A 22,184-nucleotide genomic window follows, 5' to 3' on the forward strand; every position below is an offset into this window, starting at 1 on the left:
AGGCCCCGCTGAGTTCGTAGTATTTGTTCTTGATCGGGCCGCCGTCGCGGTAGTCGAACGTCTCGGTGACTCGCGTCGACGTCGGCGACAGCGAGTCGAATTCCCACCGCCAGCGGTGGCCCATCGGGTGACGCCACTCGACCACTTCGTTCGGCGTCAGGACGCTCACCGTGCTGGTGATGCGGTAGGGCACACCGAACATCTTCATGTTGGTCGAAAATTTGGATCCGACAACGATTTCCGCCGGCACTTTGACGGTGTCGCGAACGGTGCCCGATCCGTCGAGCTCATGGTGGCGGCGCGGGTCGGCGGCCAACGCATACAGTTCCTCGGCCGGGGCGGCCACTTCCACGGACCGGCTTATCTGTCGGGGTCCCGCATCGACAACGGCAACGGTCATGATGTCTCCCTCCGGTTGGACGACGGCGTCGGCCCGAACGTTACGCTTCGCCGAGTCGCGCTTGGCAAGGAAGGAAATCCAGGGACCCATGAGCCAATCGATCCCGGGCAAGGTGGCGCTGGTCACCGGCGCTGCGCGCGGACAGGGCCGGGCACACGCGGTACGGCTCAGCGCCGAGGGCGCCGACATCATCGTCGAGGGCGGTCGCGGCGGCTCGATCGTCCGGATCGGGTCGGCTGCCGGCATCAACGTGCAGTCGTTCATGATCCACTACACCGCGAGCAAACATGCCGTCGTCGGGATGGCGCGCGCCTTCGCCGCCGGACTCGGCCGGCACAACATCCGGGTCAACAGCCTGAACCCGGGCGCGGTCGCCACCCCGATGGGCACCGGCCGCATGCGCGACGCGCTGCGCTCGGCCGCCGACAGCTACCCGCACCTGCGCGGCCTGCACAAGCCGCTGCTGCCGGAGGGCGTCGCGCAGCCCGAGGACATCGCCGACGCGGTTGCCTGGCTGGTTTCCGAGGGGTCCCGGCTGGTGACGGCCAGCCAGGTGTCGGTGGACATCGGGGTCGGCTACGTCTGATCCCCACGGGTTGGCCGTCCCCGGTGGCAACCCACCGGGGGAATACCTTGGGAGTGGATCGGTCCGCCGGGTCTGCCCCGGGGTCGGCGACGAGGGAAGGAGCATCGTGACCACCAGCGAATACCAGGTCACCGGGATGAGCTGCGCGCACTGCGAGGCCGCCATCCGCATGGAAGTGAGCCGGATCCCGGGCGTCGACAGCGTGGCCGTCAGCGCGGACACCGGCAGGCTCGTCGTCGCGAGCTCCTCGCCAGTGGACACCAGGGCGGTGCTCGAGGCCGTCGACGAAGCCGGCTACGAAGCGGTCCTCGTGGCGGGCGAGCAGGTCGCTGGGGAGGGCACATCGTGATCGAGGCGGTCCGCAATCGGAATTAACGAAAGTCAGGACTGTTGAGCAACGTCATCGACCGGCTGTCGTTGCTGCACGGCTGGTTGCCGGCGACGGTGCAGGGACTCGCGCTGTTCGTGGCCCTCACCGCAGCCGGATGGCGCCGCCGCCGGTGGCGCGGCTGGGCACTACTCGCGGCGCTCGGCCTCGCGGCGGTGGTGACGGCGCTGTCGTACTGGTACATCACGACGCTGGGCGTGGCCGGCGACCCGGCGCCGGTCGCGCTGTGGCTCTGGATAGCGATGAGCGGACTCGCCGCCGCGGTGCTCGTGCTCGGCTGGCCGGGCGCCCGGTGGTGGCGGCGCGCGCTGGCGGTGCTTTCGGTGCCGCTGTGCGTGGTGTGCGCCGCGTTGGCGCTCAACGGCTGGGTCGGCTACTTTCCCACGGTGCTCTCCGCGTGGAATCAGCTCACGGGCGTACCGCTGCCCGACCAGATCGACCGGCTGCGGGTGACGGAGATGCAGATCGCCCACACCCGCCCGACCAAGGGTGTGGTGGTGCCCGTGATGACCGGCTCCGAGGTGTCCCATTTCCCGCACCGCCAGGAACTGGTGTACCTGCCGCCGGCGTGGTTCGGCAGCAATCCCCCGCCCCGGCTCCCGGCGGTGCTGATGATCAGTTCGGCCTTCAACACCCCGGCCGACTGGCTACGTACCGGCAACGCGTTCAACACCGTCGACGACTTCGCGGCGCGCCATCACGGTTTCGCCCCGGCCCTGGTGTTCGTCGACGCCACCGGCTCGTTCGACAACGACACCGAGTGCGTCAACGGCCGCCGCGGCAATGCGGCCGACCACCTGACCAAAGAGCTTGTCCCGTTTGTTGTCTCGAACTTCGGAGTGAGCCCCGACCGCGCCAACTGGGGCGTCGTCGGCTGGTCGATGGGCGGGACGTGCGCCGTCGATCTGACCGTGATGCACCCGGAGATGTTCAGCGCGTTCGTCGACATCGCCGGCGACCGCGGACCCGACATCGGCGGCAGGGAGCAGACGATCGCCCGGTTGTTCGACGGCGACGTCGCGGCCTGGGCATCATTCGACCCGGCTACCGTCATCACCCGGCACGGTCACTACGAGGGGGTCTCGGGATGGTTCGACGTTCCGTCGTCGAGGACCCAGAACCTCGCCGAGGCCGGCCCCGCCCTCGCCGCCGCCGGCGCCGACCCCGCCGCCAACCCCGAGGGCCAGGACGCCGCCGCCCGGGCGCTGTGCGAAATCGCCGGTGCGCACGGGATCGACTGCGCCGTGGTCACCCAGCCCGGCCGGCACGACTGGCCGTTCGCCGCCCAGGCTTTCGCCGCGTCACTGCCGTGGCTGGCCGCGGAACTCAACACCCCCGGGACCGAGCCTGTCGGGTTCCGGCGTTGACGGCGGCTTTGGGCGGCTGCGGGTGTCGTACCTCGGCTAATATAAGACGGACCGTCTCGTCTCGTAAATATTGAGTAGGCGGCCCCGATGACCGAGGACACGATTCAGGCGCTGCTGCGCAAGCGCATGTCCGATAAGGCGGTCGCCGTCAAACACACTGATCTGCAATGGGATTGGGGTCTTTACCTAAGGGGGTCGGCGGCCCGCGCGGCGGCCATGATCGCCGCTGGCGACCCGAAGCGGCCCCTGCACATCGGCGCCCTGCTGGGCAACGGCCCCGAGATGCTGAGCCAGATGGCGGCGGCGGGGCTCGGCGGATACGTGCTGTGCGGCCTGAACACCACCCGGCGCGGCGAGTCGCTGGCCGCCGACATCCGCCGCGCACACTGTCAGTTGGTCGTGACCGACGCCGAACACCGGCCGCTGCTGGACGGCCTGGACCTCGAGGACACTCGGGTCCTGGACACCTCGACACCGCAGTGGGCCGAGTTCGTCGCGGGCGCCGGTGAACTCGTCCCCCATCGGCAGGTCACCGCGATGGACCCGTTCATGATGATCTTCACGTCCGGCACGAGCGGAAACCCCAAGGCCGTGCAGGTGTCGCACCTGATGGCCACCTTCGCCGGCCTCAACCTCGCCCAGCGCTTCGCCCTGACCGAGCGGGACACCTGCTATGTGTCCATGCCGCTGTTCCACTCCAACGCGGTCGTCGCGGGGTGGGCGCCCGCGGTGGTCTCCGGCGCGGCGATCGTGCCGGCGAAGTTCTCGGCGAGCAGCTTCCTGCACGACGTCCGCCGCTACGGCGCGACGTACATGAACTACGTGGGCAAGCCGCTCGCCTACATCCTGGCCACCCCGGAACGCGACGACGACGCCGACAACCCGTTGCGGGTCGCCTTCGGCAACGAGGCCAACGACAAGGACATCGAGGAGTTCGCGCGCCGCTTCGGTGTGCAGGTCGAGGATGGCTTCGGCTCCACCGAGAACGCCGTCATGGTGATCCGCGAACCCGGCACGCCCAAGGGCTCGATCGGCCGGGGAGCCGAGGGGGTGGCGGTGTACCACAGCGCCACCGTCACCGAGTGCGCCCTCGCGCGGTTCGACGCCGACGGCGCGCTCGTCAACGCCGACGAGGCGATCGGCGAACTGGTCAACACGACCGGTTCGGGCTTCTTCACCGGCTACTACAACGACCCCGACGCCAACGCCGAGCGCATGCGTCACGGCATGTACTGGTCGGGCGACCTCGCCTACAAGGACGCCGAGGGCTGGATCTACCTGGCCGGCCGCACCGCCGACTGGATGCGGGTCGACGGCGAGAACCTGACCGCGGCACCGATCGAGCGAATCTTGTTGCGGCACAGTGCGATCAATCGCGTCGCGGTGTACGCAGTCCCGGACGGGCGCGTCGGCGACCAGGTGATGGCCGCGATCGTGCTCAACGCGGGCCGCACCCTGTGCCCGGATTCGTTCGCGGCGTTCCTCGACGCACAACCCGACCTGTCGCCCAAGGCCCGCCCACGTTACGTGCGCATCGCCGCCGACCTGCCCAGCACCGCCACCCACAAGGTGCTCAAACGCCGGCTGATCACCGAGGGCACCGCGGTGGGCGAGGGCGAGACGCTCTGGGAGCGCGAACCGCGTGGCACTGACTACCGCAGCGTCGCCCGCCGGCGGATCTGACCCTTGGGGCGTCGCACCCGTTTGATTGGATCCCTGGTTGTACCGCCCGCGATCTCGTCGCGCAGTTGCGCGACGTTCGAGATCTCCGCATACAGACCGCGGATCGCGTAGTCCAGGACGGCGAAGGAGAAGCGCTGCTCCGGGTCGTCGGCGAGGCCCAGGTCGCGCGAGCGCCGCCGCGACCACAGCGCCTCGTCGAGGCGGTCCCGGGTCGCTTCGAGGTGGCGGTCCAGCGTATCGACGATTCGTTCGGGGTCCTCGCCGCGGGCCAGCCAGGTCCTGAGGATGACGGGGTGCTTGATGACGACCTGGTCCTGGCGCGGGAAATGCTGCACCCACCGGCGCAACGCCTCGAGCCCGGCGTCGGTCGTCTCGTAGAGCGTGATGGCGCGCTTTCCGGAGCGGGTGCCGATCTCGCTGGGCCATTCCCCGGGCCAACAGGCGCCCCGGTTCGCGCCGCACATGGCTGACCGACGGCGACCAGTAGAAGTGGCCGACCGACAGCTCGGCGCGCGTCTTGATCTCACCCGCGGTGAGTTGCTCGTCGTTGGCCGCCAGGACGCCCAGCACCAGGTAGGCGGTGACCGGCAGGCCATTGGCGGTGCGGGCGGAGCTCACGGGACGTCTATTTCTGGCGGGTGAAATACGGCAGCGTCAAATCGGCTCCCACGGCATGGAATTCGACCCGGATCCGCATGCCGAGGGCCACGTCGTGCGGCGCCACCCCGACGATGTTGTTCAGCATCTGGTAGCCATGGCGACGGCGGTGGTGGCGGCCGCGTAAGCCCATGTCGTGTCCTATTTTCGGGGTAGTCCGAGGATCATCTGGGCGATGATGTTCAGCTGAATCTCCCGGGTGCCGCCCCCGATCAACTCGGCGGGCAGGTTCAGGTAGCGCTCCACGATCGCGGGGTCGGAGTCGGCGACCATCGCCGCGCGGCCGGTCAGCTGCAGCGTGGCCTCGAACGTCCGTCTCAACAGGACGTTCATCGCCATCTTGGCGATGCTCGACGCCGGCCCGGACGGCTGACCGCCCAGCAAGCGGATGGTTTCCCGCACTCCCAGCGCCTTGATGGCGAGGGTGTAGGCGTCGAGTTCGCCGAGGTCGCGCAGGGCGTCGTCGCGGTCCGGTCCCGGTTGCGCCGCGAGCCCGCGCCGCGCGGCGGCCCGATCGAATTTGACGTAACCGCTGATAGCGGAGCGCTCTTCAGCCATGGTGGTGATGGCGAGGTTCCAGCCGCCGGTCGGGTCGCCGAGCAGCATGTCGTCGGGCACGAACACGTCGGTGAGGAACACCTCGTTGAAGTGCGCTTCGCCGGTCGCGGTCTTGATCGGTTGGACCTCGATGCCGGGCGAACGCATGTCGAGGATGAAATAGCCGATGCCGCGGTGCTTGCCGGCCGCCGGGTCGGTGCGCGCCAGCAGTGCCCCGAAGTCCGCCCGGTGCGCGGCCGACGTCCAGATCTTGTGGCCGTTGACGGTCCAGCCGCCGCCGACCTTGGTGGCGCGGGTGCTCAGCGCGGCGAGGTCCGAGCCCGCGCCCGGCTCGCTGAACAGCTGGCACCACGCGATCTCGCCGCGCTGCGTCGGCGGAAGCAGCGTCTCCTGCAAGTCTTTCGGCGCGGCGCGCAGCACCGAGGGCAGGATCCACTCGGCGATGCCCAGCGAGGGACGGACCAGGCTGGGCCGCTTGACGAACTCGTCGTCGATGATGAGCTGTTGCAGCGGCCCGGCGTCCAGGCCCCACGGCCGCGGCCAGTGCGGCGCGATCAGGCCGGCCTCGGCGATCAGGGTGCGTTGCGGCCCGGTCTTGAACTCGTCGTAGTCATCCTGCCGCCCGGGCTGGTCGTTGCTCAACGCCAGTGCGGCATCCAGCGTCGCCGCCACCCGCGCCCGGAAGTCCGACTCCGCGTCCCCGAGGTCGACCGACATGTCCCGCGTTTGCGCGCACGTCAGTCGCCCCAGTTCGCGCGCCCATCGGTTGACCGGGCCGATCGACGCGGCCAGGCTGATCGCCCGCCGCCAGTACAGGTGCAGGTCGTGTTCCCAGGTGAAGCCGATCGCGCCGAACATCGTCAGCGTGTCGAGCACCAGATCTGGAACCGGCGAAACCGCCATCACCGCGGCCCCGGCGGTGGCCATGCGGTGCTGTTCGAGGGGTTCGTCGACCGCCCGCAGCGCGTCCCACGCCGCGGCGGTGGCCAGTTCGCAGTTGACCAGCAGCATCGCCGCATTGTGCTGCAGCGCCTGGAACGTCCCGATCACCTTGCCGAACTGCGCCCGGGTCCGCAGGTGCGCGGTGACCGCCTCGACGCACCACTGGGTGATACCGGCCGTCGTGCTGGCCACGAGGCCCAGCGCGACGCAGCGGGCCCGGTCGGCGTCGATGCCGGTCAGCACAGCCGGCGCGGCGTGATCGGTCAGGCGCAGCACCCCGACGTCGCCGACCAGGTCGGTACCCATGACGGGTTCAACCGTGGCCGTGGGTGTTTCGGGCTCGATGACCGCCCAGACGACGTCGTCGTCCGGGGTGCGGGCGGCCGCCAGGATCCTGTGGGCCGAGCACCCGCCCGCGGTGACCGCGGACGTTCCCGTGACCCGCCATCCTCGGCCGTCGACGCGGGCACGCAGATCGCCGTCGTCGGGAAGGACGACCGCCGCGGGCAGGCCGGCCGCGAGATCGCGCAGCAGGGCTTCGGCGGCCGGCGCCGGATCGGCCAGCAACGCAACGGCTCCCGCCGTCACCGTCGCCAGCAACGGTCCGGGCAGCAGCGCCTTGCCCGCTGATTCCAGCACGCAGGCCGCGTCGATCAGCCGCCCGCCCTGGCGCCGAGCCGTTCGGGCAGATGAACGGCATGAAACCCGTTCGCCACCAGTGAATTCCACCACAGCGGCAGTTAACCGGCCGCCAATGCGCCGAAGCCGGCGCGCGTGTCGGCCATGGGGGCGTACCGGCCGGCGAACCGCACGACGGAGTCACTGAGATCCTGCTGTTCGGGGGTCAGTCCGAACGTCATGACAACGTGTTCTCCGTAAGCCGCACCGACTGCCGCCCCTCGCCACAAGACGGACCGTCTCGTCTTGTGGCAGAGTACGGGGCGGGCCAGGATCTGTACAGGGCGGATCGGCAAAGGAGAACGACGAAGATCACCACATGTCAACCGATCTCACTCGCGTGAACCCTGCGGCGGACTCCGGGAGCGCCCCCAGGCGCCGTAGCGAGAAGTCACGGGCCGCCATAGTCAGCGCCACCCGTGAGCTGCTGATGGAGCGCGGGTTCGACGGTCTGACCATCGAGGCGGTCGCGGCCCGGGCCGGGGTGGGAAAGCAAACCATCTACCGCTGGTGGCCCAGCCGTCCCGCGCTCGTCGCCGACGTCGTACTCGAAGACGCTGACAGGATCCTCACCTCGGTCGACCACACCCCCGACCTGGCCGCCGACCTCGTGGGGTGGGTGCGCACGCTCGCCGCGGCCCTGACCACGGAGCGCGGATCGGCGATGCTGCGGATTCTGACGGTCGCGGGCATGGAACACGAGGACACCGCCGTCAAGTTGCGATCCGGCTTCAGCTCGCCGCTGCACGACAGTGTGCGGGCACGGCTGCTGGCGCACGGCACCGACGAGGCGGCAGCCGAGTCCGCTGCCGACGCGATCGTCGGGGGTGTGGTCTATCCGATACTGTCTGACGCACAGGCGTATTCGCTGTCCAGAGCCGAACTGACGACACGCTTGATCCTGGGGGCGCTGAAGGGTCGGCAGCGCGCGTTCTGAGCTTCGGCCGGCCGCGGATCTCGGGGACGGGGGCAGACCCGCTGCCGCCCGGCTGGCGCACCCGGCGTGCGGCGAAGCCGACGCCCAGACATGCCACACCCACCGGTCTCCCCGGGACGCGCCGATGGCGAACCCCACCGCCGTGGTGCGTTTGCCGGGTCATCACCGCGTTGCGGGTAGCATTTCCACCGGGCCGCGGGACACGTGAATGAGGGCGGGCGAGCGTGTTGGTGACAGTATCCAAAACTGTTGCATGACAGGTCCTTAGGAGCCGCGGTGGATGAAGATTGCCTGAAACTGAGCACTTACCTGGCCGAACGCCGGCGCACCGACAACGGCTTCGTCTCCGATGTCCTGCTCGGTCTCTACCAGCGGCAGGGAGTTGCCAACAGCGTCCTTTTGCGCGGCGTCGGGGGTTTCGGGACGGGACGCCACTACCGCTCGGATCAGTCCCTCACGCTGTCAGAGGACCCGCCGGTGCTGATCACGGCGGTGGACAGTAGGCCGATCATCGAAGGATTGCTCGACGACGTGCTCGACGTCCAGCAACGGGGACTGATCACGCTCGAACGTGCCCGACTGCTGCGCGGGGAGATCGGCCCGCTCGAACTCGCCGACGAGCTCCACGAGGCCGTCAAATTGACGATCTACCTGGGCCGCAAGGAACGCGTCTACGGGGTTCCCGCCTACATCGCGATCTGTGACCTGATGCACCGGCGCCACATCGCCGGCGCCTCGGTCTTCCTGGGTGTGGATGGCGTCTCATACGGACAGCGACGACGAGCGCGGTTTTTCGGCCTCAATGCCGACGTACCGTTGATGGTCGTGGTCGTCGGGTCCGGCGAGCTCATCGGCCGGGTGTTGCCCGAACTCGGCGGGCTGCTCGAGCAGCCGATGATCACCCTGGAGCGGGTTCGCGTATGCAAGCGGGACGGGGCGCTGCTCGAACGACCGCACGTCCTGCCGAAGACCGACGAACACGGGCTGCCACTGTGGCAGAAGCTGTCGATATACACCTCCGAATCGGCGCGCCGCGGCGGTGTGCCGATCCACCGCGCGCTGGTCCAGCGGCTCTGGCGGCGCAAAACGCCCGACGGCGCGACGGTGCTGCGCGGCATCTGGGGTTTTCACGGCAACCATCCGCCGCACGGCGACAAGGTGATCACCCTGGGCCGTCGGGTGCCCGTCTTGACGACCGTCATCGACACCCCGGCCAACATCGCCGAATCCTTTGAAGTGGTTGACGAACTGACCCGCGAAGAAGGGCTGGTGACAAGTGAGATGGTGCCCGCGCTGGTATCCGACGAGCGCGATGCCCGTCAAAGCCGACCGCACCTGGCTGACTACCGCTATTGAGCGGTCGGCTCAGCCGGAGACAGAGGCGTCGTAGATCGACTGGATCGCCGTGTCCAGCGTGGCGTTGAACTGCTCGGCGGTCTGGTCGACGGAAAGCCCCTCGGTCAGCGCCCGGCTGAAGCTGGCGATCAGGCCCGTGTTCTTGGCAAGCAGCTCGTTGGCCTCCTCGCGGGAGTAGCCGCCCGAGAGAGCCACCACCCGCATCACCTTCGGGTGTTCGATCAGCGGCCGGTAGAAATTGACCTCGCTGGGCAGGCTGAGCTTGATCATCACGCGCTGCCCGTCGGGCACGGTGTCGAGCTGCTTGGTGATCTCGTCACGCAGGATCGCCTCCGCTTCCGCCTTGTCCGGGATGGAGATCGTGACCTCGGGTTCCAGGATCGGCACCAGACCGTGGCTCAGCACCTGATGGCCCACGTCGAACTGCTGGGCGACCACCGCGGCAATGCCGTCCGGGTTGGCACCGCCGATCACAGAGCGCTCCTTGGTGCCGAAGATCCCCTTGCTCACGGCACGCTGCAGCAACTCGTCCAGGCCGGGCATCGATTTCATCAGCTGGACGTCATCGGAAGCCTCAGCCAACCCTTTGTCGATCTTGAGGATGGGCACCACGCCCCTGGTCTCCCACAAATAGGTGGGCGAGGGCGTGCCCTCGATGTCGCGGTCCATGGTCTGTTCGAAAAGGATCGCCGCCAAGACCCGGTCCCCGGTGAAGGCCGGTGAGGTGATGATGCGGGACCGCATCTCGTGGATGAGGTCGAACATCTCCTTCTCGGAGGAGTACGCGTCGTCGGGGATGCCGTATTGGCGCAGCGCCTTCGGGGTCGATCCGCCGCTTTGGTCGAGCGCCGCGATGAACCCCTTACCCGCCGTCATCCGGTCCGCTTGCTTCTCGTTCGGCATGGAACTCTCCACTCCCTCGTGGTCCCCTGTGATCGCGGCGCAGCCTGAGCCTTGCCCGATCATATTCGGGTCGGTGGACGCCGGGAACAGCCCGGTCGTGGTGCGGGCGGGACGGCCCATGCGCCGGCCCGGCGCGACCGTCGACCGCAGTCCATTGACTCGGCGCGTCGCCGGGAATACCGTCGACAATTACGCTACGTCGCGTCGCGTAATGCCGCGCGGCGGCAAGGAGCGGCAAGGAGAAGCCCTCATGTTCGACCTGAAAATCATCGGCGGCACCGTCGTCGACGGCACGGGCGCGCAGCGCTACCGCGCCGACCTCGGCATCAAGGACGGCAAGATCACCGATGTTGTCCGCCGCGGCGCGGGCGACCCCGAGACGGGCGGCTTACAGACCGCCGACACGGCCGAGACCATCGACGCGACGGGCCATGTGGTGGCTCCGGGTTTCGTCGACATCCACACCCACTACGACGGCCAGGTGAGCTGGGACAGCTCGCTGCAGCCGTCGAGCGGTCACGGCGTGACCACCGTGGTCACCGGAAACTGCGGCGTGGGCTTCGCCCCAGTCCGGCCCGGCCGCGAGCAATGGCTGATCGAGTTGATGGAGGGCGTCGAGGATATTCCCGGCACCGCACTGACCGAGGGCATCACCTGGGGCTGGGAGAGCTATCCCGAATACCTCGACGCCATCGGAACGCAGCGGTTCGCGATCGACGTGGGCAGCCAGGTCGCGCACGGCGCCGTCCGCGCCTACGCGATGGGCGAGCGGGGCGCCCGCAACGAGCCGGCCACCCCGGACGACATCGCGGCGATGGGCCGGCTGGTCACCGAGGCGATCGAGGCCGGCGCGCTCGGGTTCTCCACGTCGCGGACCCTGGGCCACCGCGCGATGGACGGCGAACCCGTGCCGGGCACGTTCGCCGCCGAGGAGGAGCTGTTCGGCCTCGGCCGCGCCCTGGCGGCCGGCGGGCAGGCGGTGTTCGAGCTGGCGCCGCAGGGCGCCGCGGGAGAGGACATCGTCGGCCCGAAAAAGGAATTGGAATGGATGCGCCGGTTGAGCGGCGAGATCGACCGGCCGGTGTCGTTCGCCCTGATCCAGGTGGACGCCGACCCGACGCTGTGGCGCGAGATGCTGGATCTCTCCGCGGACGCGCACGCGGCCGGAGCCCGGCTGTATCCGCAGGTCGCGGCGCGCCCGTTCGGCATGATGATCGGGTTCCAGGGGCATCACGGTTTCAGCCACCGGCCCACCTACCGCAGGCTGAAGGCCGAGTGCGGCCGCGAGGAACTCGCACAGCGCCTCGCCGACCCCGCCGTGAAGGCGGCCATCCTGGCCGAGGACGACCTGCCGCTCGACCCCACCCTGCTCTTCGACGGGATGTTCGCCCTGGTGCAGCATTCCCTGGGTCGGCTGTACGCATTGGGGGACCCGCCCGACTACGAGCCCACCCCGGACCGCACCGTCGCCGCCATCGCCAAGGCACGCGGCGAGGACCCGTTGTCGACCCTCTACGACCTGATGCTCGAATCGGACGCGACGGCCATGCTGATGCTTCCGCTGTTCAACTACGCCGACGGCAACTGCGACGCCATTCGGGAGATGCTGCTGCACCCCGCCGGGGTGCTGGGGTTGTCCGACGGCGGCGCCCACTGCGGGATGATCTGCGACGCCTCCTACCCCACCTTCCTGCTCACGCACTGGGCGCGGGACCGCCGCCGTGGCGAGAAGCTGTCGCTGGAGTACGTCATCCGCAAACAGTCCCGCGACACCGCGCACCTGTTCGGCCTCACCGACCGCGGCACGATCGAGCCCGGCAAGAAGGCCGACATCAACGTGATCGACATGGACGCACTGACCCTGCGCCCCGCCGCGATGGCCTTCGACCTGCCCGCCGGGGGGAACCGGATCCTGCAGGGCGCCAGCGGCTACGCCGCGACCATCGTCAGCGGGACGGTGACCCGCCGCAACGACGTCGACACCGGCGCCCGTCCCGGCCGATTGGTGCGCGGAGCGCGTTGAGGGCCGCGGTGAGCCTGTCCGCCGGCACCCCGCCGCGAGGCCCGAAACTCCACCAACGTAATCGGCGCAGACACTCGGAAAAGTAGCCTGTGAAACACTAGACTTTCAGCTGTGACGACCCCGTCGAGCCGCTGGGGCGACGAACGCCAGCATCTCTCGCATCAACTGCAGATGAGTCATCGGGCCCTGGGCCGGGTCCGATCCCGACGGTTGTGCCAGCAGTTCGCCAGTGTCGGCGTGCGGACCGCGCCCGGGCGTCTTCGCGCGATGGCGGCCGGGGTTCCCGCCGCTGCCGACGAGGTGACGGACGTCCATTTCGCGTTGATCGCGCTGGAGATGAACCGGACGACGCGCACCGCCAGGATCAAGCGGCTCAAGCGGCGCGGCACCCGCTCGTTGCTGCTTGGCGGATTGATTCTCGTGGTCCTGCACTTCCTGCTGTGCGTCGCCTACCTGATGCTGAACCTGGCCCAGCAGAGCCCGGCCCTGTAAAACGTCCGCCCAGCATCGGCTCAGTATCCAACGGCGCCGTCTCAGGCCGGGCCGCGGCCGTCTCCCGCGATCTTCAGCAGCAGCCGCGTCCCCCCCAACGGGCTGGCGTGCAGAGAAGCCTCGCCGCCGTGCAGTTCGGCCTGCTGGGCCACCAGCGCCAGCCCCAGGCCGGACCCCGAACGCGATGCCGTCGAGCCCCGGGAGAAGCGTGCGAAAACGTCGGTGCGCTCCTCTTCGGGGACCCCGGTGCCGTTGTCGTCGATCGTGATCTGGACACCTTCAGCGGAACTGGCGACGTTGAGCTGGATTTGGCTCGCGCCGCCGTGCTTGACCGCGTTGGCGATGGCGTTGTCGATCACCAACCGCAGCCCGGTGGGCAGCCCCACCATGAGCACCGTGGGCGAGGGCACCAGCGACACGTCGACATCGGGGTAGACGCGCAGTGCGTCGTGGGCGGCCCTGTCCAGCAGCTCGGTGATGTCGAACGGCACAAAATCGTCGACAGTTGTGAGTTCCCCCTGAGCGAGCCGTTCGAGCGCCGTCAACGTCGACTCGATCCGGCGCTGGGTGCGGATGACGTCGCTGATCACCTCGTGGCGCTGCTCGGGCGCCAACTCGAGGGTGGACAGCACCTCGAGGTTGGTGCGCATCGCGGTCAGCGGGGTCCGCAGTTCGTGGGAGGCGACGGCGGCGAAGTCGCGAGCCGATTCGAGCGCCGCCTTGGTGCGCTGTTGCTCGTTGCCGATGCGGGCCAGCATTCCCTCGACTGCCTCGGCGATCTCCACGGCCTCCCGCACGCCGCTGACCTGGACCTCGTCCGGGCTGGACTGGGCGTTGATGGCGCGGGCCTGCTGCGCCAGCAACAGGAACGGGTTGACCATGATCAGCGAGATCACCCAGCCGACGAGCACGGTGCTGCCGATCACGCTGGCGCAGATCAGCATCACGCGCAGGTGCAACGCGTTGATCCGATGCTGCGCTTCGGCCAACGGAGCCGCGAGCGAGATGGCGGCCGGCCCCGCGGTGAAGGTGCGGACACGGTACTGCACGCCGTTGATGGTGGTGTTCGCGTAGCCGCTGGGCAGCTTGGGCAGGACGACGTCGCTGGGCACGGACACGGTCGCATCGCCGATGCGCGCGGTGCGGACCAGGTTGCCATCCGGCGTCGGCCGGTCGCGGCCGCTGAGCTGCGCACTGTTAAGCAGCGTGTTGATGTCGCCGAGGCTGCTGACCGAATCCAGCCGCCTGTCGAGCTGGCTGTACTGCTCGTTGGTGACGCCGATCCACACCCACGCAGCCAGGGCGACGGCAAAGGCGATCACCCCGAGTTGCGCGATGATCACAATGGTGCGCAGGGATAGCACCCGCATCGGCAGCTGCACATTACCCAGCATGCGAGAATCCCGCTCCATTAGCGAGCCCGCACCGCCGATCCGGTGTCGGGATTCCGTTCGGCGAGCCGGCGGTTGCGCTGCCGCGGGACGACAATCATGGGCCAATTATGGTTGACACGCCCGACGGCCGTTCCCCGACATGCGGCTGGCCCGGGCACACGAGCCTGGCGACCGCCGTTTGCGGCACCATCTAGTGAGTGAGTACTCTCTCACCATGGCCATCTCCGGACGGGACCGCCTGCTGGCCGAGGCGCTGAAACTCTTCGCGGCCAAGGGCTACGCGGCGACGTCGGTGGCCGACATCCAGCGGGCATCCGGCCTGGCACCGGGGTCCGGGGCGCTCTACAAGCATTTCGGGTCCAAGCGCGAACTGCTCGAGGCGGCGGTTGCGCACCGCATCGAGCGCATCGTGGCCGCGCGCGAGCAGTACGACGCCGGGGAGCCGGGCAGCGCGGAGGCCGCGGTACGCACCGCCGGCCAGCTGATCTGGGACAACCTGCGCCAGAGCGAGGACCTGCTCAAGGTCATGCTGCGCGAACCCGACGAGCTCGGCGACCTCGACGAGAAGACCTGGCAGGTCATCACCGACAACGCCTACCAGCGGTTCGCCGACGAACTCGCGGCTTCCAACCGATCCGGGCGCACCCGCATCCCCGATCCCGAGGCGGCCGCGGCCGTGGCGATCGGGGCGTTGTCCTATGCCGCGACGTTGCAGGCGCTGACCGGTCGCCTGCCCGGAAACATCGACGAACATCGTTACTTCCAGGCGTGGGTCGGCCAGACGGTCAGCGTCCTCGCCCACTACCGAAACCGTGAGATCCAGGAGTAGAACCGTGACTTTTTCACTGCAACTCAGCGACGACGTGATCGAGATGCGCGACTGGGTGCACCAGTTCGCGGCCGAGGTGATCCGCCCCGCGGCGGCCGAATGGGACGAACGCGAGGAAACCCCGTGGCCGGTGATCCAGGAGGCCGCCAAGGTGGGGCTCTACTCGCCGGACTTTTTCGTGCAGCAGGCGGCCGAGCCGTCGGGGCTGGGCATGCTCATCGCGTTCGAGGAGACGTTCTGGGGCGATGCCGGTATCGCGTTGTCGTTCATGGGTACCGCGCTGACCGCGGCGGCGCTGGCCGGCAACGGAACTCCTGAACAGCTGGGCCGCTGGCTGCCCGAGATGTTCGGCACCCCCGACGAGCCCAAGCTCGGCGCGTTCTGCTCGTCGGAGCCCGATGCGGGTTCCGACGTCGGCGGCATCCGCACCCGCGCCCGCTACGACGAGGCCTCCCGCGAGTGGACCCTCAACGGCACCAAGACCTGGGCGACCAACGGCGGCATCGCCAACGTGCACATCGTGGTGGCATCGGTCTACCCCGAGCTCGGCACCCGCGGCCAGGCGACCTTCCTGATCCCGCCGGGCACCCAAGGCCTTGCCCAGGGCCAGAAGTTCAAGAAGCACGGGATCCGCGCGTCGCACACCGCGGAGGTGGTGCTCGACGACGTCCGCCTGCCCGAGGATGCGATCCTGGGCGGCCGGGAGAAGTTCGAGGCCCGGATCGCCCGGGTCAAGTCCGGCGGCTCCGCGCGCGGGCAGGCGGCGCTGAAGACGTTTGAACGCACCCGGCCGGGCGTCGGCGCGATGGCCGTCGGCGTGGCCCGGGCCGCCTATGAGTACGCGCTCGACTACGCCTGCCAGCGCGAGCAATTCGGCCGCAAGATCGGCGAATTCCAGGCGGTGGCGTTCAAGCTGGCCGACATGAAGAGCCGGATCGACGCGGCGCGCCTGCTGGTGTGGCGGGCCGGGTGGATGGCGCGTAACAACCAGAACTTCGACGCCGCCGAGGGCTCGATGGCCAAGCTGGTGGCCAGCGAGACCGCGGTCTACGTCACCGACGAGGCGATCCAGATACTGGGCGGCAACGGTTACACGCGCGACTACCCCGTGGAGCGGATGCACCGCGACGCGAAGATCTTCACCATCTTCGAGGGAACCAGCGAGATTCAGCGCCTGGTGATCTCACGGGCGCTCACGGGGCTGTCCATCCGTTAGCCACCGCGCCCCATGGTGATCTCGCCGGGCACCAGACATGATGGCCGGATGACCAACGACATCCGGGTGCTCGTCGACGAGGACGATCTGATCGCCGCGGCCAACGTGTTCCGGGCCTCGATGGTGGGCCTCCCGCCGTTGCCGGACCTGCCACCCGGTCGGATCACCGAGCTGCTCGAGCCAGGACGCACCATCGGGGCGTTCGTCGACGGGAAACTGGTCGGCACGGCCGACGCCGCGACGAGCGGCCTGACGTTGCCCGGCGGAACCGTCGTGGGTCATGCCGCCGTCACGCACATCGGGGTGCTGCCGTCTTTCACCCGCAAGGGGATAGCCACCGACCTGGTCGATCATCAGCTGCACGACATCGCGGAACGGGGCGAGGTCGTGGCGACGTTGCGCGCATCCGAGGCCACGATCTACGAACGGTTCGGCTACGGTGTGGCGAGCTCGTCGCAGAGCGTGGAGGTGGCGACCGCGCGGGCGGCGCTGCGTCCTGACGTCGGGCGCGGCGGCCCGGTGCGGCTACTCGACGGCGCCGGGGCCTGGGACGTCCTGCCGCGGATCTGCGCCGCGAACCGCCCGTCCCGGCCCGGAACCGTCGACCGTCCGGCCGGGTGGTGGCGAAACGTTCGGCTGCGCACCGAATCATCACCGGCCCCTTGGTATGTCGCGGTGCACGGCGAACCGGGGCACGAAACGGGGTTCGTTCGCTACCGCCCCGTCGACACCGAACGGTGGTTCGTCAGCGACCAGCGCACGATCGTGGTCGAGGATTTCTTCGCCCCCATCGAGGACGCCTACCTCGGACTGCTGCGCTTCCTGTTCGGCCTCGACCTGATCGACCGCGTGGTGTTCTGGTCCCTGCCGCTCGACGATCCGCTGCCGTGGCTGCTTGTCGATCGACGCGCGATGCGGGTCACCGCGGTTCACGACGAAACCTGGCTGCGGGTGGTCGACTCCGGCAAGGCGCTGTCGGCGCGCCGATACTCCTGCGACGGTGAGATCACGATCGCCGTCAACGACCTTGCGCTGCCAGGCAATTCGGCCCACTTCGCCGTCAGCTCCGCGGGGGCGGAACGCACCGACAGTCGCGCCCGGTTGCACGTGGGGATCGAGGGCCTGGCCGCAGTCCTGCTCGGCGGTGCGACGTGGCGCAGCCTCGCCGTGGCGGGGCTGGCCCGCGCCGACGACGCGGAGGCGGTCACCGCAGCCGACCGGCTGTTCGAGGTGCCCGACGCCCCCTACGCCGGGTTCTTCTTCTAGTGGCACCGGGCAGCGGGCTTCCGGGAGAGCTCACCTCAGTGAGTAGCGGATCGGAAGGCGCTTGAGGCCCCCGACGAAGGTCGTGGCGATCAGCTCGGGCGTGCCGGCCAGCTCGATGGTCTTGACGCGCGGAATCAGTTCGGAGAAAAAGCTGTTCATCTCCATGCGGGCCAGCGCCGCACCCAGGCAGAAGTGCACACCATAGCCGAACGACAGGTGCTTGTTGGGATCCCGGCCGACGTCGAACCGGAACGGGTCGGCGAACACGTCCTCGTCGCGGTTCGCCGACACATAGGACAGCAGCACAGACTCGCCCTCGGCGATCGTGACCCCACGCACCTCTGTCTCGGCCCGCGCGGTGCGCATGAACTCCTTGACCGGCACCACCCAGCGAATCATCTCCTCGACCGCGGTGCCCATCAGGCTCATGTCGTTCTGCAGCCGCGCCAGCTCGCCGGGATGTTCCAGCAGAGCCAGCAGCCCGCCGGCGATCCCGGCGCTGGTCGTGTCATGGCCCGCGCTGGCGACGATCACGTAGTACGACGCAGTGTCCATGTCCGACAACGGTTCCCCGTTGATCGTGGCGTTGGCGATCGCCGACGCCAGGTCGTCGGTCGGATGCTCGCGACGCGACGCGGTGAGCGCCGCGAAGTAGTTGAAGAAGTCCAGCAGCACGGCCAGCATGTCCTCGGGAGTGCCGCCGCGCTGAAACTCCGTGTCCTCGCCGCCGAACATCTCCTGGGTGAGCTTGAGCATGCGCGGAAAATCCGACTCCGGCAGACCTAACAGCGACAGGATCACATACAGCGGATAGTTGACCGCAACCTCCTGGACGAAGTCGCATTCCGGCCCCTTCTCGACCATCTTGTCGACGTAGATCCTGGCCAGCTGGTCCACGCGAACTTTCAAGGCGCGCATGGCCGCCGGGCGGAACCAATCCGCCCCGACCTTGCGGATGTCCCGGTGATGCGGGTCGTCCATGTGGATCAGCGTGCGCAGACCGATGCCGGCATCCCGGTCCGCGCGCAGCTTGTCGTCGAGTGCGATGTTCATCAGCAATGGGCGCGGATCGTTGGTGAACAAGTCGTTCTGCCGCTCGATGTCCATGACGTCGGCGTGCTTGCTGATCGCCCAGAACGGCCGGTATCCCTCGACATCGACCCAGGACACCGGGGCATGGGCGCGCAGGTGGGCCAGCGCCTCGTGCAGCCGCATGTCGTCGGTATAGGCCTCAGGATCGGTCAGCAGTCGCGCCGCGTCGTCCATGATCCGGGTGCTCATAGGTGCTCCTTGGGTGCAGTTCGCCAGCTCGCGGAATCTAGAACGGCTTCGTTCCTGATTATGGCGCGTCGCACGCGTGCGTCAAGATGACATCATGACTGCCGCGGGCCGCAGCTACGGCGGGCTCACCCCCGAACAGCGAGCGCAGGAACGCCGCGAACGCCTGATCGAGGCCGCCCGCGCGCTCATCGGCGAGGACGGCGTGGCCTGCCTGACCGTTGACCTCGTGTGCCGGCGCGCGGCCCTGAGCAAGCGGTATTTCTACTCCGAATTCGCCACCAAGGGCGACTTACTCGACGCCTGCGCCGAAGATCTGTTCGGGCGGCTGGCGGCCCGGATGGACGAGGTGCTGACCACCGCCCCGCTCGCCGATCGCGTCGAGGGCACCCTACGCGCCGTGCTGCGCACCCTGGCGTCGGACCGCGCGGACGCGCGGCTGTACATGGAGTGCCCGGGCTTTCCGCGGCTGCGCGAACACCAACAGCGTGCGGTGCGTGACTTCACCGACCGCATGGAGGCCGACGCCATCCCCTTCACCGGACGCGCGATGCCGTCCGTCGACCGGAAGTTGGCGACGCGCGCGCTGGTCGCCGGGACCACCGACCTCATCGTCGCCTGGCTGCACGGCGACATCGACACCGACGAGGACGTACTCGTGACCACACTCACCGCCACCGCCCTCGGTGCCGCCGCAAGGCTCTGAGCCGGCGCACCCCAAGCTCTCCCGACTGGGCACCATCGCCGATGCGGGCCACGTTCACGTTAGGTCCCGCGCGGCGAACACACCGGGTCCGTATGGCAAGGCTTTCCTTCCCACGTGGCCCGCGTGCCCAAACACCGCCGATTTAGGGACGTTTGGCCCTAGGGCCGCGCGTTCGCGGCTCGGAATACTGAGGCGCCGTGCCCAAAGCTGTTCCTATTATTGAATTCTCTGGAGGAACTCGATGACCGCGGAAGCACCGCCGGTACCCGGACTTCAAGCCCGTCGGCCGTTCCCGCAGCGTGTAGGCCCCAAGGGCAACCTCATCTACAAACTGATCAGCACCACCGACCACAAGATGATCGGCATCATGTACATGGTCGCCTGCTTCGTCTTCTTCTTCATCGGCGGACTGATGGCGTTGTTGATGCGCCTGGAACTCTCGATGCCCGGGCTGCAGTTCCTGTCCAACGAGCAGTACAACCAGCTGTTCACCATGCACGGCACCGCGATGCTGCTGTTCTATGCGACCCCGATCGTCTTCGGGTTCGCCAACCTGGTGCTGCCGCTGCAGATCGGTGCTCCTGACGTGGCCTTCCCGCGGTTGAACGCATTGTCATTCTGGCTGTTCGTGTTCGGGGCGCTGATCGCGCTGGGCGGGTTCATCGTTCCCGGCGGTGCGGCCGATTTCGGGTGGACCGCCTATACCCCGCTGTCGCAGGTGTCGCACAGTCCCGGGGCGGGAGCAGACCTATGGATCCTGGGGATCGGCGTCGGCGGCCTGGGCACGATCCTGGGCGCGGTCAACATGATCACCACCGTGGTGTGCATGCGCGCGCCCGGGATGACCATGTTCCGATTGCCGATCTTCACCTGGAACGTCCTGATCACCAGTGTGCTTGTGCTGGCTGTCTTCCCGCTACTCACGGCGGCGCTGTTCGGGCTGGCCGCCGACCGCCACCTCGGCGCACACGTCTACGACGCCGCCAACGGCGGGGTCATTCTCTACCAGCACCTGTTCTGGTTCTTCGGGCATCCGGAGGTCTACGTCATCGCGCTGCCGTTCTTCGGCATCGCCTCCGAGATCATCCCGGTGTTCTCCCGCAAACCGATCTTCGGCTACACCACGCTTGTCTATGCGACGTTGTCGATCGCGGCGCTGTCGGTGGCGGTGTGGGCCCACCACATGTTCGCCACGGGGGCGGTCCTGCTGCCGTTCTTCTCGTTCATGACGTTTTTGATCGCCGTCCCGACCGGAATCAAGTTCTTCAACTGGATCGGCACGATGTGGCGGGGCCAGTTGACCTTCGAGACACCGATGCTGTTCTCGATCGGTTTCCTGGTCACCTTCCTGCTCGGCGGCCTCACCGGGGTGATGCTGGCCAGCCCGCCGCTCGACTTCCATGTCAGCGACACCTATTTCGTGGTGGCACACTTCCACTACACACTGTTCGGCACGATCGCGTTCGCCACCTACGCCGGCATCTACTTCTGGTTCCCCAAGATGACGGGTCGCCTGCTCGACGAACGCCTGGGCAAGCTGCACTTCTGGCTGACCCTGATCGGATTCCACACCACTTTCCTGGTCCAGCACTGGCTGGGCAATTCGGGGATGCCGCGCCGCTACGCCGACTACCTGCCCACCGACGGGTGGCAGACCCTCAACTTCGTGTCGACCATTGGGGCCTTCATCCTCGGGGTGTCGGTACTGCCGTTCGTGTGGAACGTGTTCACGAGTTGGCGCTACGGCGAACCGGTGACCGTCGATGACCCGTGGGGTTTCGGCAACTCGCTGGAGTGGGCGACGAGTTGCCCGCCACCACGGCACAACTTCACCGAACTGCCCCGGATTCGCTCCGAGCGGCCGGCTTTCGAACTGCACCATCCGCACATGGTCGAGCGAATGCGCGCCGAATCCTACGTCGGCCGCGGCAAAACCCACGCCAAGGCCGCGGATCCGGTGCGAGTCTGAATCCCCAGACCCGCACCGGTCATCCGGTGCGACGTGAAACCTGTCGGGCCAACCGGGCTGTGGGCTTCTCAACGCGTGCGGGTGGCGATGAAGAATGTGGTCCTCAACAAGCGCTCGAAGACCCGAGGCAGCCCGCCGGGTGGTGTCATCGCCGGGCGGCATGCTGGCGGCGAATTCCACCAACTCCCCGCGTAGGGGACCCAGTTCGGCTGCGACGTGGCTGCCCACGGCCGACAACTCGTGCAATGTGTCGAACAGCGCGTCCTGTGCGGACTCGTCGTGAGCCTGCGCAAGCAGGGTCGACGCCGCAGCCGGCATTTAATTCGTGTAGCTAACAACATCGTACGACGGGTTCCCTCAGGACGGCCTGCGAGCAAGCCTTCCTGCGGCGCCGGTCACGCCCCGGCGCCGAAATCGCAGGTTTGGGATCCGTGAAAGGGGGGATTATTTCGGCATGATCGCACGTCACATCGCTCGTCTTCTCGGTCCGGCCGTCGTCGCGGCGTCAGGCCTGGGCGCCTGGGCCCTGACTTCGGCCATTCCGTTCGCCGCCGCC

Annotated in this window: 18 protein-coding genes and 2 pseudogenes; 13 read left to right on the forward strand and 7 right to left on the reverse strand. The window is 68.2% G+C overall.

Annotation, left to right across the window (positions count from 1 at the left end):
- Window positions 1-400, reverse strand: a 400-nt coding sequence (locus ACOJVU_RS06260) for an SRPBCC family protein (protein WP_421528982.1), incomplete at its 3' end; no start/stop codon positions are given.
- Between the two features lie 88 nt (window positions 401-488).
- On the opposite strand from ACOJVU_RS06260, the gene ACOJVU_RS06265 reads away from it, so the two are divergent.
- The 4 genes from ACOJVU_RS06265 (at window position 489) to fadD1 (ending at window position 4,424) form a co-directional block, all read left to right on the forward strand.
- A complete protein-coding gene (locus ACOJVU_RS06265; RefSeq protein ID WP_421528983.1) occupies window positions 489-986 on the forward strand; it encodes an SDR family oxidoreductase in 498 nt (165 codons plus the stop codon).
- 106 nt (window positions 987-1,092) lie between these two features.
- On the forward strand, window positions 1,093-1,335 hold the full coding sequence (locus ACOJVU_RS06270) for a heavy-metal-associated domain-containing protein (RefSeq protein ID WP_421528984.1): 243 nt from the start codon (window positions 1,093-1,095) through the stop codon (window positions 1,333-1,335).
- Window positions 1,336-1,376: 41 nt separating this feature from the next.
- Window positions 1,377-2,741, forward strand: coding sequence for an alpha/beta hydrolase (locus ACOJVU_RS06275; protein WP_421528985.1), 1,365 nt, complete (start codon window positions 1,377-1,379; stop codon window positions 2,739-2,741).
- A gap of 87 nt (window positions 2,742-2,828) precedes the next feature.
- Window positions 2,829-4,424, forward strand: a complete 1,596-nt coding sequence (gene fadD1 / locus ACOJVU_RS06280) for a fatty-acid--CoA ligase FadD1 (protein ID WP_421528986.1) — start codon at window positions 2,829-2,831, stop codon at window positions 4,422-4,424.
- On the opposite strand, the pseudogene ACOJVU_RS06285 reads toward fadD1, so the two are convergent.
- The 3 genes and pseudogenes from ACOJVU_RS06285 to ACOJVU_RS06295 all read right to left on the reverse strand — a co-directional run bounded on the left by ACOJVU_RS06285 (window position 4,394) and on the right by ACOJVU_RS06295 (window position 7,441).
- A pseudogene (locus tag ACOJVU_RS06285) lies at window positions 4,394-5,042 on the reverse strand (MarR family transcriptional regulator). The gene fadD1 and the pseudogene ACOJVU_RS06285 sit on opposite strands and share 31 nt — an antisense overlap.
- Window positions 5,043-5,049: 7 nt before the next feature.
- Complete coding sequence (locus ACOJVU_RS06290; RefSeq protein ID WP_421528999.1) at window positions 5,050-5,214, reverse strand: hypothetical protein; 165 nt, start codon at window positions 5,212-5,214, stop codon at window positions 5,050-5,052.
- An 8-nt stretch (window positions 5,215-5,222) separates the two neighbouring features.
- Window positions 5,223-7,441 (reverse strand): annotated as a pseudogene (locus ACOJVU_RS06295) (acyl-CoA dehydrogenase).
- A 137-nt stretch (window positions 7,442-7,578) separates the two neighbouring features.
- Between ACOJVU_RS06295 and ACOJVU_RS06300 the strand changes: the two are divergent.
- Together ACOJVU_RS06300 and ACOJVU_RS06305 are read left to right on the forward strand one after the other, a co-directional pair.
- Complete coding sequence (locus tag ACOJVU_RS06300) at window positions 7,579-8,196, forward strand: TetR/AcrR family transcriptional regulator (protein WP_421528987.1); 618 nt, start codon at window positions 7,579-7,581, stop codon at window positions 8,194-8,196.
- A 276-nt stretch (window positions 8,197-8,472) separates the two neighbouring features.
- Window positions 8,473-9,552 (forward strand): DUF190 domain-containing protein, encoded by a 1,080-nt coding sequence (locus tag ACOJVU_RS06305; RefSeq protein WP_421528988.1) that lies wholly within the window; start codon window positions 8,473-8,475, stop codon window positions 9,550-9,552.
- A 9-nt stretch (window positions 9,553-9,561) separates the two neighbouring features.
- On the opposite strand, the gene ACOJVU_RS06310 is transcribed toward ACOJVU_RS06305, so the two are convergent.
- Window positions 9,562-10,455 (reverse strand): fructose bisphosphate aldolase, encoded by an 894-nt coding sequence (locus ACOJVU_RS06310; protein WP_421528989.1) that lies wholly within the window; start codon window positions 10,453-10,455, stop codon window positions 9,562-9,564.
- A 250-nt stretch (window positions 10,456-10,705) separates the two neighbouring features.
- Between ACOJVU_RS06310 and ACOJVU_RS06315 the strand changes: the two genes are divergently transcribed.
- Both ACOJVU_RS06315 and ACOJVU_RS06320 read left to right on the forward strand, forming a co-directional pair.
- Window positions 10,706-12,478, forward strand: a complete 1,773-nt coding sequence (locus tag ACOJVU_RS06315; protein WP_421528990.1) for an N-acyl-D-amino-acid deacylase family protein — start codon at window positions 10,706-10,708, stop codon at window positions 12,476-12,478.
- Window positions 12,479-12,589: 111 nt separating this feature from the next.
- Complete coding sequence (locus ACOJVU_RS06320; protein WP_421528991.1) at window positions 12,590-12,970, forward strand: hypothetical protein; 381 nt, start codon at window positions 12,590-12,592, stop codon at window positions 12,968-12,970.
- A 41-nt stretch (window positions 12,971-13,011) separates the two neighbouring features.
- On the opposite strand, the gene ACOJVU_RS06325 is transcribed toward ACOJVU_RS06320, so the two are convergent.
- A complete protein-coding gene (locus ACOJVU_RS06325; RefSeq protein ID WP_421528998.1) occupies window positions 13,012-14,340 on the reverse strand; it encodes a sensor histidine kinase in 1,329 nt (442 codons plus the stop codon).
- Between the two features lie 238 nt (window positions 14,341-14,578).
- On the opposite strand from ACOJVU_RS06325, the gene ACOJVU_RS06330 reads away from it, so the two are divergent.
- From ACOJVU_RS06330 to ACOJVU_RS06340, 3 genes are read left to right on the forward strand one after another with little or no spacing between them, the layout of a single operon-like run.
- The gene (locus ACOJVU_RS06330) at window positions 14,579-15,193 is read left to right on the forward strand and encodes a TetR/AcrR family transcriptional regulator (protein ID WP_421528992.1); all 615 of its coding nucleotides are present in this window, start codon (window positions 14,579-14,581) and stop codon (window positions 15,191-15,193) included.
- Window positions 15,194-15,197: 4 nt separating this feature from the next.
- A complete protein-coding gene (locus tag ACOJVU_RS06335; protein ID WP_421528993.1) occupies window positions 15,198-16,409 on the forward strand; it encodes an acyl-CoA dehydrogenase family protein in 1,212 nt (403 codons plus the stop codon).
- Window positions 16,410-16,457: 48 nt separating this feature from the next.
- Window positions 16,458-17,675 (forward strand): GNAT family N-acetyltransferase, encoded by a 1,218-nt coding sequence (locus ACOJVU_RS06340; RefSeq protein WP_421528994.1) that lies wholly within the window; start codon window positions 16,458-16,460, stop codon window positions 17,673-17,675.
- Between the two features lie 30 nt (window positions 17,676-17,705).
- Here the strand turns inward: ACOJVU_RS06340 and ACOJVU_RS06345 are convergent, their stop codons facing one another.
- Window positions 17,706-18,956: a cytochrome P450 gene (locus ACOJVU_RS06345; RefSeq protein WP_421528995.1), complete on the reverse strand. Its 1,251-nt coding sequence runs from the start codon at window positions 18,954-18,956 to the stop codon at window positions 17,706-17,708.
- A 94-nt stretch (window positions 18,957-19,050) separates the two neighbouring features.
- On the opposite strand from ACOJVU_RS06345, the gene ACOJVU_RS06350 reads away from it, so the two are divergent.
- Window positions 19,051-19,659, forward strand: a complete 609-nt coding sequence (locus tag ACOJVU_RS06350; RefSeq protein ID WP_421528996.1) for a TetR/AcrR family transcriptional regulator — start codon at window positions 19,051-19,053, stop codon at window positions 19,657-19,659.
- A 241-nt stretch (window positions 19,660-19,900) separates the two neighbouring features.
- The gene (gene ctaD / locus ACOJVU_RS06355) at window positions 19,901-21,628 is read left to right on the forward strand and encodes a cytochrome c oxidase subunit I (protein ID WP_421528997.1); all 1,728 of its coding nucleotides are present in this window, start codon (window positions 19,901-19,903) and stop codon (window positions 21,626-21,628) included.
- The last annotated feature ends 556 nt before the right edge of the window (window positions 21,629-22,184 follow it).

The sequence above is a fragment of the Mycobacterium sp. THU-M104 genome, assembly GCF_049197365.1.
Classification (GTDB): Bacteria; Actinomycetota; Actinomycetes; order Mycobacteriales; family Mycobacteriaceae; genus Mycobacterium.

Excerpts from the sequence above, each read along its gene's own strand:
- ACOJVU_RS06315 (WP_421528990.1), top strand. The coding sequence starts at position 10,706 with ATGTTCGACCTGAAAATCATCGGCGGCACCGTCGTCGACGGCACGGGC.
- ACOJVU_RS06325 (WP_421528998.1), bottom strand. The coding sequence starts at position 14,340 with ATGCGGGTGCTATCCCTGCGCACCATTGTGATCATCGCGCAACTCGGG.
- ACOJVU_RS06340 (WP_421528994.1), top strand. The coding sequence starts at position 16,458 with ATGACCAACGACATCCGGGTGCTCGTCGACGAGGACGATCTGATCGCC.
- ACOJVU_RS06350 (WP_421528996.1), top strand. The coding sequence starts at position 19,051 with ATGACTGCCGCGGGCCGCAGCTACGGCGGGCTCACCCCCGAACAGCGA.
- ctaD (WP_421528997.1), top strand. The coding sequence starts at position 19,901 with ATGACCGCGGAAGCACCGCCGGTACCCGGACTTCAAGCCCGTCGGCCG.
- fadD1 (WP_421528986.1), top strand. The coding sequence starts at position 2,829 with ATGACCGAGGACACGATTCAGGCGCTGCTGCGCAAGCGCATGTCCGAT.
- ACOJVU_RS06310 (WP_421528989.1), bottom strand. The coding sequence starts at position 10,455 with ATGCCGAACGAGAAGCAAGCGGACCGGATGACGGCGGGTAAGGGGTTC.
- ACOJVU_RS06290 (WP_421528999.1), bottom strand. The coding sequence starts at position 5,214 with ATGGGCTTACGCGGCCGCCACCACCGCCGTCGCCATGGCTACCAGATG.
- ACOJVU_RS06345 (WP_421528995.1), bottom strand. The coding sequence starts at position 18,956 with ATGAGCACCCGGATCATGGACGACGCGGCGCGACTGCTGACCGATCCT.
- ACOJVU_RS06265 (WP_421528983.1), top strand. The coding sequence starts at position 489 with ATGAGCCAATCGATCCCGGGCAAGGTGGCGCTGGTCACCGGCGCTGCG.
- ACOJVU_RS06330 (WP_421528992.1), top strand. The coding sequence starts at position 14,579 with ATGGCCATCTCCGGACGGGACCGCCTGCTGGCCGAGGCGCTGAAACTC.
- ACOJVU_RS06300 (WP_421528987.1), top strand. The coding sequence starts at position 7,579 with ATGTCAACCGATCTCACTCGCGTGAACCCTGCGGCGGACTCCGGGAGC.